The sequence below is a fragment of the Hyalangium minutum genome, assembly GCF_000737315.1.
Lineage (GTDB): Bacteria > Myxococcota > Myxococcia > Myxococcales > Myxococcaceae > Hyalangium > Hyalangium minutum.
The window spans coordinates 243638-257525 of the sequence record NZ_JMCB01000004.1; the positions used below are offsets into that span (position 1 = coordinate 243638).

At 69.7% G+C, this 13888-nt stretch carries 2 protein-coding genes; both read left to right on the top strand.

The window, feature by feature from the left end; translation table 11 throughout:
- The first annotated feature begins 10 nt into the window (after window positions 1-10).
- Window positions 11-13411 (top strand): non-ribosomal peptide synthetase, encoded by a 13401-nt coding sequence (locus DB31_RS12455; protein WP_044186719.1) that lies wholly within the window; start codon window positions 11-13, stop codon window positions 13409-13411.
- Window positions 13408-13881 (top strand): DUF2269 domain-containing protein, encoded by a 474-nt coding sequence (locus DB31_RS12460; protein ID WP_044186721.1) that lies wholly within the window; start codon window positions 13408-13410, stop codon window positions 13879-13881. The genes DB31_RS12455 and DB31_RS12460 overlap by 4 nt, the downstream gene beginning before the upstream one ends.
- Window positions 13882-13888 lie beyond the last annotated feature (7 nt).

The window sequence follows — 13888 nt, forward strand, 5'->3', positions numbered from 1 at the left end:
GGACCGTGTCATGACCGAGGCCGAGTTGATCGAGGACATCTACGAGCTCGCGCCCATGCAACACGGGTTGCTCTTCCACTCGCTGCTGGAGCCCAGCGCGGGCATGTACGTGGAGCAGTTGAGCTGCGAGCTGCGGGGCAGGCTGTCGCTCGATCAATGGAAGGCGGCCTGGCAGCACGTCCTCGCGCGGCACGCCATCCTGCGCTCCTCCTTCCTCTGGGAAGGGCTCGAGAAGCCCGTCCAGGTCGTGGCGAAGGAGGCAGAGCTCCCATGGCATCTCGAGGATCTGCGAGGCGCCACCCGGGAGGAGCAGGAGCGCCGCATCGAGAGCTTCCTGAACGAGGATCGTCTCCGGGGATTCGAGCTGGCCTCCCCGCCGCTGCTCCGGTGCGCGCTGCTCCGGCTGGGCGAGGAGCACTACCGCTTCGTGTGGACCTACCACCACCTCTTGCTGGACGGGTGGTGCTTCGCGATCGTCCTCCGCGAGGTGTTGGAGTCCTTCGCGGGGGGACTCGAGTCCCTGCCGCCACCGGCGCGCCCCTACCGCGACTACATCACCTGGCTCCAGGAGCAGGATCCCACCCGCGCTGAGAGCTTCTGGCGCGAGCTCCTGCGTGGCTTCGAGCAGCCCACGCCGCTGCCCTTCATGGAGCGCCGGCAGGCCAGCAAGTCCGCCCACGGTGCGCAGCCCGAGGTCGTCAAGCACCTGCCGCGGGAGCTCACGGCTCGCCTGGCCACGTTCGCCAAGGAGCATCGGCTGACGCTCAACACGCTCGTCCAGGGCGCCTGGGGGCTCCTCCTGGGGCGGACGACGGGCACGGACGACGTCATCTTCGGTGTCACCGTCTCCGGCCGCCCCTCGGAGCTGGCCGGCTCCGAGTCCATCGTCGGGCTCTTCATCAACACCGTGCCGCTGCGGGCGCGGCTGGATGGCTCCGCGACGATCCCCGCGTTCCTGTCGGCCCTGCAGGCCCAGCAGAGCTCCTTCGAGCCCCATGTCTACGTCTCGCTCGCGGACATCCAGCTCTGGTCGGATGCACCGCATGATCGCCCGCTCTTCGAGAGCCTCCTCGTCTTCGAGAACTATCCGATCGATCGGTCGACGCTCCTCGAGCGCAGCGGTCTCGAGATCAGCTCCATCCACGCGCAGGAGCGCATCAACTACCCTCTGGCAGTGGTCGCCATCCCCGGCGAGTCTCTCGAGCTGCGGGTGATGTACCAGGAGGACACGTTCTCGCGGGCGGCGGCCGAGCGGCTCGCACGCCTGCTCGAGACGGCGCTCGGGGCGCTCCTCACCGCGAAGACGGTCGGCGAGATCGACTTCCTGGACGAGCCGGCCCGGCGGGTGCTCGCGGAGTGGGGGCAGAACCCCCGCGTGTTCGACCATCGCGCGCCGGTGCACGAGCTCGTTGCGCTCGTGGCCCGCAGCACCCCTGGTGCGCTGGCCGTGGTGGGCGCGGACGGACAGAAGCTCACCTACCTCGAGCTCAACGAGCGCGCAGAGCGTGTCGCGCGGCGCCTCCGCCTGCTCGGCGCAGGGAGAGAGCGCATCGTCGGGGTGTGCATTGGCAGTTCCGTGGAGCGGGTGGTGGGCCTGCTGGGCGTGCTCAAGGCGGGGGCGGCCTACATGCCGCTCGATCCCAACTATCCGAGCGAGCGGCTCGCCTACCTCGTGGGCGACGCGTCCCCCACGGCGATCCTCAACGCGGGAGCGGATCCCGTCCCGGACACTCGCATCCCCCGGCTTGACGTCGCGCGAGTCTCCCTCGAGGCGGCGGCGTCCGATGCGCCCGCTCGGGACGCGTCCCACCTGGAGGATCTCGCCTACGTCATCTACACCTCCGGCTCGACTGGAGCGCCCAAGGGCGTCCTCGCCTCGCACCAGAACCTGCTCAATCTGGTCTCATGGCACACGGAGGCGTTCGGGCTCACGGCGAAGGACCGGACGACGCATCTTGCCAGCATCGCTTTTGACGCCGCAGTCTGGGAGATCTGGCCGACGCTCGCGGCAGGCGCCACGCTTCACCTCGTCCCGCCGGAGCTGCCCGCTGCCCCTGACGAGCTCTCGCGCTGGCTGGTGGAGCGTCAGATCACGATCAGCTTCCTTCCGACGGCGGTCGCCGAGGCCGCGCTCGCGCTGCCATGGCCGGCGGATTGCTCGCTCCGCTTCATGTTGACCGGCGGCGACCGGCTCCACCTCGTGCCCCCGCCGGGTCTTCCGTTCCGGCTCGTCAACAACTACGGACCGACGGAGACGACCGTCGTCGCGACCTCCGGCATCGTCGAAGCGGAGAGCCGGAACGGCCTGCCCTCCATCGGCCGGCCGATCGCGAACGCCCGCATCTACATCCTCGACCGCATGAGGCGGCCCGTCCTCCCCGGCGTCATCGGCGAGCTGTACATCGGCGGCGCGGGTGTCACTCGAGGCTACCTGAACCGGCCCGAGCTGAGCGCCTCCCGGTTCTTCCCTGATCCCTTCTCGGACGCACCCGCGGCGCGCATGTACGCGAGCGGAGATCTCGCGCAGTTCCGCGCGGATGGGACCCTCGCGTTCCACGGCCGTGTGGACCGTCAGGTCCAGGTGCGAGGTGTCCGCGTGGAGCCCGGGGAGATCGAGGCCGTCCTGGCCGAGTACCCGGGCGTCAGCGCTGCCGCCGTGGTGGGGGTGGATTCACAGGGCAATGGCGACATCCGGCTGGTCGGCTTCGCGGCCTGTGCCAGTCAGAACCCGCCCGGCGCTGATGCCCTCGCGAGCTACCTGGGGGAGAAGCTGCCTGAGGTGATGGTCCCCAGACAGATCATCATCCTCAGTGAGCTCCCGCTCACGCCGAACGGCAAGGTCGACTCCGCTGCGCTCGAGGCGCGCGCACGAGAGGAGCAGGTCCACACAGAGCACATTGCCCCCAGGACTCCCCACGAGGAGATCCTCGCCGGGATCTGGAGCGCGGTGCTGGGCCAGGATCGGATCGGGGTCGAGGAGGACTTCTTCGCGCTGGGCGGTCACTCGCTCAAGGCGACCCAGGTCATCGCCCGCGCTCGCGAGGCCTTCGGCATCGACCTGCCGGTGCGGGCGATCTTCGAGCGAAGGACGATCGCGCTGCTGGCCGAGGCGGTCGCCGGGCATGGCGCCTCCTCGGAGCCGATCCCTCGCCTCGAGCAGTCGGGCGACGGGCCCCTGTCTCCGGGGCAGGAGAGCCTCTGGTTCATCGATGCGTTGGGCGGTAACACCGAGGCGTACAATGTGCCGCTCGTGATCCGGCTCACCGGCACGCTCGACACCGCCGCCGTCGCCCGGGCGCTCGCGCTCCTCGTCGAGCGCCATGAGGTGCTGCGCACCACCTTCCACGAGCGCGCGGGCGTTCCCGTCCAGAGGATCGGGCCGTCTCCTGCCTCCGTGCTCTCGTCCGAGGACGTCACCCCCGAGCTCCTCGAGCGGCGGATCTCCGAGGAGATCACCACGCCCTTCTCGCTGACGACGGGGCCGTTGTTCCGGGCCCGGCTCTTCCGGCAGGCGCCCGACACGCACACCCTCGTCATCAACCAGCACCACATCATCGTGGATGCCTGGTCGGTCAGTGTCCTGCTCCGCGAGTTCTGCATCGCATACGCCGCGTTCGCGAGCGGCGAGCGGCCGGAGCTGCCGGAGCTGCCGAACCGCTACACCGACTGGGTCGCCTGGCAGAACCAGCGCCTCGTGGCCGGCCGGCTCGAGGAGGGCCTTGCCTACTGGAGACAGACCCTGAAGGGTGCTCCCCAGGTGCTCACGCTCCCGGGAGATCGTCCTCGCCCCACACGCCAGAGCTTCCGTGGGAAGACCCTGTCCTTCGCCCTCGAGGGCTCGATCGGCCGCCGCCTCGAGGCGCTCTCCCGAGGCTCGGGCGCATCGCTGTTCATGACGCTCCTCAGCGCCTTCGCTGCATACCTCGGCCGGCTCAGCGGCCAGGATGAGATCGTGATTGGCTCGCCCACGGCCAACCGGGACCGGCGCGAGACGGAGGGCATGGTCGGCTACTTCCTCAACACGATCGCTCTCCGCATCGATCTCTCCGAAGATCCGCCCTTCACGGAACTCCTCCAGCGCGTGCGCAAGGCGGCGCTCGACGGCTATTCGTACCAGGACATCCCCTTCGAGAAGGTGGTCGCGGCGCTCGAGCTGCCTCGAGCCCTGTCGCACAACCCCTTGTTCCAGGTGATGTTCTCCCTCCAGGGACAGAGCGGAGGCGAGATCCAGCTTCCGGGAGTCCGCGCCACCCTGCCCACCACCGAGAGCCCGACGTCGAAGTTCGATCTCACGCTCTTCGTCGAGCCTCGGGAGGACTCCTTCGCGTGCCTCCTCGAGTACAACACCGACATCTTCGACGAGGATCGGATCCGCCGGATGGCCACGCACCTCGTCCGGGTGCTCGAGGCCGTGGCCGAGGAGCCTGAGCTGCGCGTCTCGGAGGTCCCCCTGCTTGCCCCCGAGGAGCGGCAACTGATCGCACAGCTCGCCCAGCCGGGGCGCCTGGACGACAGCCGGACCTTGCTGGAGCTGTTCGAGCGGCAGGTCGAGAAGACGCCCGAGGCCGCCGCGCTCGAGCACCGCGGCGACGTGAGGACCTACCGTCAGCTCAGCCAGGAGGCCGAGGCCCTCGCGGTTCGACTCGCCGCCCTGGGGGCCGGCCCGGACGTCCGGGTCGCCATCTGCCTGGAGCGTTCGATCACGGCCCTGGTCTCCGTCCTCGCGGTCCTCAAGGCCGGTGCCACGTATGTCCCGCTCGAGCCCTCCGAGCCTCCCGAGCGTCTGCAGGCCATCCTCGGGGACGCGAAGGCCCGAGTCCTCATCGCGGAGAAGAAGTACCGCGACCTGAACCTACCGCCCGGCGTCGAGTTCCTCTGGATGGATGGCGGCGGAGCCCCCGCGGTGAAGGCCCCGCGGCCCAGGACGGCGTCCCACCACCTCGCCTGCGTCCTCTACGCCTCGGGATCGGGTGGCGAGCCCAAGGGCGTCGCCATGCCGCACCGGGCGCTGCTCAACCTGACCGCCTGGCACACCGCGCAGCCCCGCCCCTTGCGGACGCTCCAGTACGGCCTGCTCAACACCGGAGCCTCGCTCCAGGAGATCTTTTCGACCTGGTGCTCGGGAGGCACGCTGGTGCTTGCCGGTGATGCGAATCGGCTCGCTCCTCGCGCGCTCGTCCAACTCCTCGAAGAGGCCCGCATCCAGCGCCTCTTCCTCCCCGCGGGAGCGCTCCACCCCCTCGCGCGTGAGGCCGTGAACACCCACCGGCCGTTGCCAGACCTGGAGGAGATCATCGCCGCGGGCGAGCAGCTCCGCATCACCGATCCGATCCGCCAATGGTTCGTGGCCAGCAAGAAGAGGCTTCGCTGCCAGTACTCCGTCGCGGAGGCCTACGTCGTCGCGGCGCATGAGCTCACCGGCAGCCCCGAGAGCTGGCCGGGGCTCCCCCCCATTGGCCGGCCGATCCCCAACACGGCCATCTACTTGCTGGATACCGACCAGCGCTCAGTCCCCGTCGGCGTCCCGGGAGAGATCTATGTCTCCGGGGCCTGCCTTGCCGATGGCTACCTGTTGCGGCCGGAGCTCACTGCGGAGCGCTTCCTCGAGCTCAGCGTCGATCCTCCCGTGCGCGCGTTCCAGACGGGCGATCTCGGGCGGCTGCGCCGGGACGGGACGGTGGAGTTCCTCGGGCGCGCTGACGGCCAGATCCTCGTCCGCGGCATTCGCGTCGAGCCCGGTGAGGTCGAGCGTGCGCTCTGCGCTCACCCCAGCATCCTGGATGCGGTGGCTGTGGCCGCCGGAGACCCCACGCGAGCGCAACGGCTCGTCGCCTATGTCACACCCGAGACCGTGCGGATCGACGAGCTGCCCGCGTTCCTCTCGGAGCGAGTCCCCGAGTACATGGTGCCCTCGCAGTTCGTGGCGCTCCCCGAGCTGCCCCGAACGCCGGGAGGCAAGCTGGATCGCCGCGCACTCCCCGCGCCGGGGAGGGGAGAGGCCGCCACCGGGCCTCGCACGCCCATGGAGGAGCTCGTCGCCCAGGCCTTCGAGCAGGTCCTGTGGCGGAGCCCCGTGGGCCTCCACGAGGACTTCTTCCAGATCGGAGGCAACCCCCGCCTGGCGTTGCAGGCCGTCGAGCGCATCAGCGCCGCTGTGAACGCGGAGGTCCGGCTGTCGGATCTCCTCAAGAACCCTGCCGTTGCTTCCCTGAGCCGCGTGATCAGCGAGCGCCAGGGTCGCAGGGCGCCGTCTCCCGCCGGGCTCGAGCTTGCTCCGGAGAGTGCTCGCGCGGCCTTGTCGTTCGCGCAAGAGCGGCTCTGGTTCCTGGAGCAGCTCTACCCGGGCACCGCGGTGCACCATCTCTCCATGGCGCTCCGGCTGAAGGGCGCGCTGGATACGGGCGCGCTCATCGAGAGCCTGGCCGGGATCATCCAGCGGCATCCGGTGCTGGGCATGCGCTTCATCGAGCGGGACGGCCGTGTCTGGCAGGAGCCTCGGGCGCAGGGCGAAGTGCCCTTCGAGCTGGCCGTGCCCGGCCCTGTCTCGGCCACGGAGCTTCGCCGGCTGCTCGTGGAGGAGGCGGCGCGTCCCTTTGATCTGGCCAACGGTCCGCTCTTCCGTGCACGGCTCTTCCGGATCGAAGACAGCGAGCACGTCCTGGTCACGACGATGCATCACGCCGTGGGCGACCCCGCGTCGCTCCGCGTCCTCTTGCGGGAGCTCTCTCAGTTCTACACCGCGCACGCCTTGGGCCGGCCCGCCCAGCTCCCCGCGCTGGCCTCGGACTTCCTGAGCCACGCGCGCGAGCAGCGGCGCTCACTCCAGGGTGAGGCGCTGGAGGAGCGGCTGGGGTACTGGAAGAAGAACCTCAGCGGCGCGCCTGGGACCCTGAGCCTGCCAGCGGATCGGGTGCGGCCACCCCAGCCTGGCTTCCGGGGTGCCACGCAACGGCTCGCGCTCAGCCGCGCGGTCAGCAAGGGGCTGGAGACGCTGAGCGAGCGCCTGGAGGTGGCGGGCCTCGAGGTCCTCTTGAGCGGCTTCGCGGCCTATCTCGCGCGCATCACAGGACAGGAGGACATCGTCATCGGCCTGCCCGTGGTCCACCGTGAGCGGGGGGAGCTCCAGCCGCTGATCGGTCGTTTCGAGGGGGCCCTGCCGATCCGCATCGATCTGTCCTCCAACCCCACCTTCGAGGAGCTCATTACCCGCGTCCACCGGGCCGCCCTCGGCGCGTACGCCCACCAGGATGTTCCGCTCGAGAAGATCGTCGAAGCCGTGGATGCCGAGCGCGATCTGAGCCAGACGCCCCTGTTCCAGGTTCTGCTCTGGCTCCAGGAGGAGGCCGAGGGCCGCGTGGCCCTCCCGGGGCTGACCCTCGAGCCGTTCAGCCTGGAGCTCGGGACCGCGAAGTTCGACCTCGCGCTCCTCTTCGAGCCTGTGGCTGGCGAGCTGACGGGCGTGATCGAGTACAGCACGGACCTCTTCGACCCGGATCGCATCGAGCGGATGGCCGGGCACATCCTGACGGTCTTCGAAGACGCCGTGGCCTACCCTGGGAAGCGGCTCTCGGAGCTCTTGCTCCTCCCCGAGGAGGAGCGAAGGACCGTCTCCGCGCTCGCCAGGGGGCGGGTGCTGCCACCGGCCCGCGAGGTCCCTGTCCACAAACTCGTGGAGGAGCACGCGCGGCGTGCGCCGGACTCGATCGCGCTCGAGCTGGGCGGAGCGGTGTTGACGTACGGTGAGCTGAATGAGCGGGCGAACCGCGCCGCGCATCAGCTCATCGCCCTGGGGGCGGGGCCCGAGAAGCTGGTCGCGCTGGCGGCCCCGCGCTCCTTCGAGCTCATCATCGGCCTGCTCGCGATCTGGAAGGCGGGGGCCGCCTACGTCCCGCTCGATCTCTCGTACCCCAAGGCCCGGCTCGACACCATCTTCGAGGACTCGGGCGCCGGGCTCATCGTGAGCACCCACGCCGCCGAGTCCCGGTGGCGCGTCCCCCACGTGCGCACGCTCTGGATCGACGAGCCCTCGAGTTCCGAGCTCAGCGGCAACCCGGACAGCGGCGTCCGCATGGAGAATGCCGCCTACGTCATCTACACGTCCGGCTCCACGGGGCAGCCGAAGGGCGTCATCCTCGAGCACCGCGGACTCGCGAATGTCATCGAGATGCAGCGGCACGAGCTGGGCGCGGACTCGAGCATCGTCATGCTCCAGTTCTCCTCGATCTCCTTCGACGTGTCGGTGTGGGAGATCGTCATGGCCCTCACCAACGGGGGGAGGCTCGTGCTCGCCCCGGCGGACACGCTGCTCGCGGGCGAGGAGCTGGCCAAGGTGCTGATCACCCATCGGGTCACGCACATGGTGCTGCCCCCGACCTCCTATGCGGTGCTCCCCGCGGACCGTGAGTACCCCTCGCTCCGTCTCCTGCTCGCGGCGGGCGAGGCGCTCCCGCCAGAGGTCGTGAACACGTGGGCCCGGCCCGGCGTGCAGTTCGTCAACGCGTACGGCCCGACGGAGGTGACCATCATCTGCACGCTCGGAGCGTGCAAGCAGGGGGAGTCCGGCCCGCCACCGATCGGGCGGCCTGCCTTGAACCTGGAAGGGTATGTGCTCGACAGCCACGGCGCGCTCGTCCCCATCGGCGTCCCGGGGGAGCTGCACCTCGGGGGCGTGGGGGTCGCCCGGGGCTACTTGAACCGCGAGGAGCTCACGCGGCAGAAGTTCATCCCGCATCCCTTCAAGCCCGGCGAGCGGCTGTACCGAAGCGGAGATCTGGTGCGGTGGCGCAAGGACGGCAACCTCGAGTACCTGGGACGCATCGATCACCAGGTCAAGCTCCGTGGCTACCGGATCGAGCTGGGTGAGATCGAGTCGGTGCTCGCCACCCACCCGGGTGTCGCGAAGGCGGTGACGATCGTCTACTCCGCGGGCGCCTCGGGCGGCGTGAAGCTCCTCGTCGCCTATGTCGTCCCGGCCGGTCCGGTGGACGCGCACGCCATCCGCGAGCACGCCAGGAAGCGTCTCCCAGAGTTCATGGTTCCCTCCGAGATCGTCCTGCTGGAGGATCTCCCACTCACCTCCAGCGGCAAGGTGGACAGGAAGCGCCTGCCGGCGCCGCGTCTCGAGGAGCACGCAGCGCGCGCGGCCTTCGTGGCCCCCCGCACGCCCACGGAGCAGACCCTGGCGGCGCTCTGGGAAGAGCTGCTCGAGAAGCGGCCGATTGGAACGGGGGACAACTTCTTCCAGCTCGGCGGCCACTCGCTCCTGGCAGCCCAGGTCATGAGCCGCGTGCGGAGGACGCTGGGCGTCGAGGTGCCGCTCTCCGCCATCTTCGAGCAGCCCACGCTCGCGGCGCTGGCCTCGGTGATCGCGGCCAAGGAGGCTGCACCGCAGCTCCCGCCGCTGGTGCGGCTGAAGGGGGAGGGGGATCGTCCGCTCTCGTTCGCGCAAGAGCGCCTGCGCTTCCTCGCGGAGCTCGAGGGTGACAGCGCGGCGTACAACATCCCGATCGCGCTCCGCCTGCGAGGGCAGCTCGACGAGGGCGCTCTGTCGCGAAGCCTCAGGCAGGTGGTGGAGCGCCACGAACCCCTCCGCACCCGCTTCCCGCTCGTGGAGGGCCAGCCGGTGGCCCGTCTGGTGGAGGGAGACATTCCCCTGGTCACCGAGGATCTCCGCGGCTCCGGTGCGCCGCCGCTCGACAGGCGCTTGAGGGAGGAGTCCACCCGTCCCTTTTCGCTCGAGCACGGCCCCGTCGTTCGCGCGCACCTGTTCAAGGCCGCCGAGCAGGAGCATGTGCTCCTGGTGGTGATGCACCACATCGTGTCCGACGGCTGGTCGTTCGGCGTCATGATGCGCGAGCTCTCGGCGATCTACGCGGCGCAGGTCCGTGGAGAGACGCTGACGCTCCCGGAGCTCCCCATCCAGTACGCGGACTACGCGGCGTGGCAGCGGAGCTGGCTCGATGGTCACGTCCGTGACCAGCAGCTCGCTTATTGGCGGAGCGCCCTCGCGGGGGCCCCGGCCGTGCTGGAGCTGCCGGCGGATAGACCTCGCCCCACCGTCCGGAGCCATCGTGGCGCGGTCGAGCTCCTGGCGCTGGACCGTGACGTGACGCAAGTGCTCACCGCCCTCTGCCGTCAGGAGGGTGTGACGTCCTACATGGCGCTCCTCGCGGCTTTCGGCGCCTGGCTCGGCCGTGTGAGCGGGCAGGAGGATGTGGTCATCGGCTCGCCCTTCGCGGGCCGCCGGATTGCCGAGACAGAGCCGCTGATCGGCTTCTTCGTGAACACGCTACCGCTGCGCGTCGATCTCAGTGGTGACCCGTCCTTCCTCGAGCTCCTCCAGCGCGTGAGGCGCCAGGTGCTCGCGGCCCACGAGAACCAGGACGTCCCCTTCGAGAAGCTCGTCGAGAAGCTCAACCCGGAGCGCGTCCTGGGGACCAGCCCGATCTTCCAGGTCATGCTCGCGTTCCAGCAGGCGCAGCCGGATGGGATGGAGCTGCCGGGCCTCGAGGTCAAGCCGGTGTCCATGCTGACCGGGACCGCCAAGTTCGATCTCACCCTCTCGGTGGAAGAGACGGCGCGGGGCGTCCAGGGCTGGCTCGAGTACGACGTCGACCTGTTCGACGCCTGGCGCGTCCAGGCGATGGTGCGCCAGTTGACCGGCTTCATCGCGAGCCTCGCCGCCGCTCCGAAGGCGAGGCTCTCGGAGGCGGATCTGCTGAGCGCCGAGGAGCGCGCGAAGCTCGTCCCCAGCGCTCCCGAGGAGATGCCCCGTCTCCCGGCGGTCCATGAGGCCATCGCGGCACAGGCTCGGAAGACCCCCGCGGCCATCGCCGTCGAGGCTGAGGATGGCACGCTCAGCTACGAGGAGCTGGAGGCTCGTGCGGGCGCCGTCGCCCATGAGCTCGTCCGGCGAGGCGTCACTCCGGGGGCGCTGGTGGCCATCGCGGTGGAGCGCTCCCTGGGGATGATGGTGGGGCTGCTGGGCATCCTGAAGGCCGGGGGCGCCTACGTCCCGCTTGACCCCGCGTATCCGCGCGAGCGGCTGGCCTTCATGCTCGAGGACAGCGGCGCCCGGGTGGTCATCACCCAGGAGCACCTCGCGCCGATGTTCCCGGATGCCGAGGTGCTGGTCCTCGATGCGGCCCGGCAGGGTTCGTTCGAGCCGCGGAGCGGAGCGCTCGCCTACTGCCTGTTCACCTCGGGATCGACCGGTCAGCCGAAGGGCGTCCTGATCGAGCACTCGAGCCTCGCCAACCACATGGAGTGGATGAACGAGGCCCTGCCGCTGGGTCCAGAGGACCGCGTGCTCCAGCGGACGTCGCTCAGCTTCGATGCGTCGGTCTGGGAGCTGTTCGCGCCGCTGATGGTCGGGGCCCGCCTCGTGCTCGCGCCCCACGGCCTGGGCGCGGACACCGAGCACCTGGTCCGTGTGCTGCGTGAGCGCGGGATCACCGTGCTTCAGCTCGTGCCCTCACTGTTGACGGCGCTGGTGGAGGAGCCAGGGCTTGCAGGCGTCTCCACGCTCCGGCGCGTGTGCGTGGGAGGAGAGCCCCTGCCTTCGGCCACCGTGAAGAAGCTCTTCAGCGTCTGCAACGTGGAGATCTGGAACCTCTACGGGCCCACGGAGGCGACCATCGATGCGCTCGCGCACCGGTGCCGGCCAGAGGAGGTGGGGGCACACGGCGCGACCGAGCCCATCGGTCTGCCGATCCGTCGAATGAAGGCGCTGATCCTGGACGGCAGGCTTCGTCCTGTCCCGGATGGGCTGCCCGGCGAGCTCTACCTCTCCGGGCCTGGGCTGGCGCGCGGCTACCTGAACCGGCCCGAGCTGACCGAGTCGCGCTTCATCGAGCACGCCTTCCCTGGAGGCCCGCGGCTGCGGATGTACAAGACGGGCGACATCGTCCGGCGTCAGGCGGATGGGACGCTCCTCTTCACCGGCCGTGCGGACCGGCAGGTGAAGCTGCGCGGCTATCGGATCGAGCTCGGTGAGATCGAAGGCGCGCTCGGCCGCCATCCGGCGGTGCGGGAAGCGGTCGCGCTGGTGAGAGGCACGAGCGGGGACGCTCGCCTGGTGGCGTTCGTGGTCCCCAGGGCTGGCGCGAAGCAGCCCGAGGCTTCCGAGCTCCGGGGCTTCGTGGAGCGGCAGCTCGCGGCGCACATGGTGCCAGGACAGTTCGTCCTCTTGGAGGAGCTCCCCCATGCTCCCAACGGCAAGGTGGACGTTCGCGCGCTGGGGGCGATGGAGCTGGCCGAGGAGCGCGGCACCTCACGGGGTGGCATCCCGCGCGACGCCATGGAGCTGGAGCTCGTCCGGTTGTTCGAGGAGATCCTCGGTGTCCGCTCGGTGGGGATCCACGACAGCTTCTTCGAGCTCGGTGGCCACTCCCTGCTCGCGCTCAAGCTGAAGCTCGCGGTCGAGAAGCGGCTCCAGCGCCCGCTCCCCTTGGTGTCCCTGTTCCGGAATCCGGCGCCCGCGCAGCTCGCGGAGCTCCTTCGGAGCGGCACCTCAGCAGCGTCCCCACTGGTTCCGCTCACGCCGTCCGCCCGCGCGCTTCTGGCCTCCGAACCCGCGGGCAGCGGGGCTCGCCGTGCGCCCGCGCTCTTCCTGGTTCCGGGCGGTGGCTCCACGCCGTTCTACCTTGTCTCCCTGGCACGGCATCTGGAGGGAACCGCTGTATTCGGCCTTCAGCCGCGCGGGCTCGACGGGGAGGCCCCGCCTTTCGAGAAGCTCGAGGACATGGCCGCCTGGTACGCGGATGCGATCCTCTCCGTGCAGCCCGAGGGGCCCTACTTCGTGGGGGGCCACTCGATGGGTGGGCAGATCGCCTATGAGATCGCGCAAGAGCTCAAGGCGCGCGGCCACGAGATCGGCGTCGTGGCGCTCCTGGACACCCTGGCGCCGTTCCCGGAGGCGACGCGGCCGCTCGGCGAGGGCTGGGACACCGCGCAATGGTTGGTCCACCTCGCCGGGGTGATGGAGAGCTTCTTCAACGTCAAGCTTGGCCTGGAGCTGAGCGAGGTGCGCGCGATGAGCGACGCCGAGCGCCTGGAGTCCTTCGTGGTGCGCCTCCAGTCCGCCGCGGTCCTGCCGGCTGGCGCGCAGCCGAGCCATGTGATGGGGATCCTCAACGTCACGCGGGCCCTGGACGCGATGAACTCCCAGCCACGCCGCAGGCAGCCTGTCCCCCTCGCGGTGTTCCGCGCCGAGGACAGGGATGGGCCCACCCCACCGGAGCTCGAGGCGCTCTTCGCGGACGACACGCTCGGCTGGAACCGCTTCATGCCGGGCTCCAGCACGGCCTACCGGGTTCCGGGCTCGCACCTGACGCTGATCCGAGAGCCCCACGTTGGGGGCCTCGCCCGGGACCTGTTGGGGCGCCTGACGGGCCTCACCTCCAAGCCATGAGCTTCCAGATCCTGCTCAGACTCCTGCACCTCTTCGCCGTGGTGGTGTTCCTGGGCGACATTGCAGTGACCGCCGTCTGGAGATTGCTCGCGGACCAGACCCGGGAGCCACGGGTGATTGTCTATGCCCTGCGCCTGGTGCTGATCACCGACAGGTATCTGCTGATGCCGAGCGCCCTGGTGCTCGCCGCCACCGGTTTCCTGATCGCCCACCTTCGGGACATCCCGATCTGGTCGATTCCCTCCTATGCCGTGGCGCAGATCCTCTTCATGTTGTCCGGCGTGCTCTGGAACCTGGTGCTTCGTCCCATTCAGGGCAGGCAGCTGGCCATCGCCGAGTCCCTGGGGGCCTCGGGTGAGCGCTTCGATGAATATCTGCTGCTCACGAAGAGGTGGCTCCGCTGGGGCATCCTGACGATGCTGTGCGCTTTCGGGTCCATGGCCCTGATGGTTCTTGCCAGAGGCGCATAGGACTCCA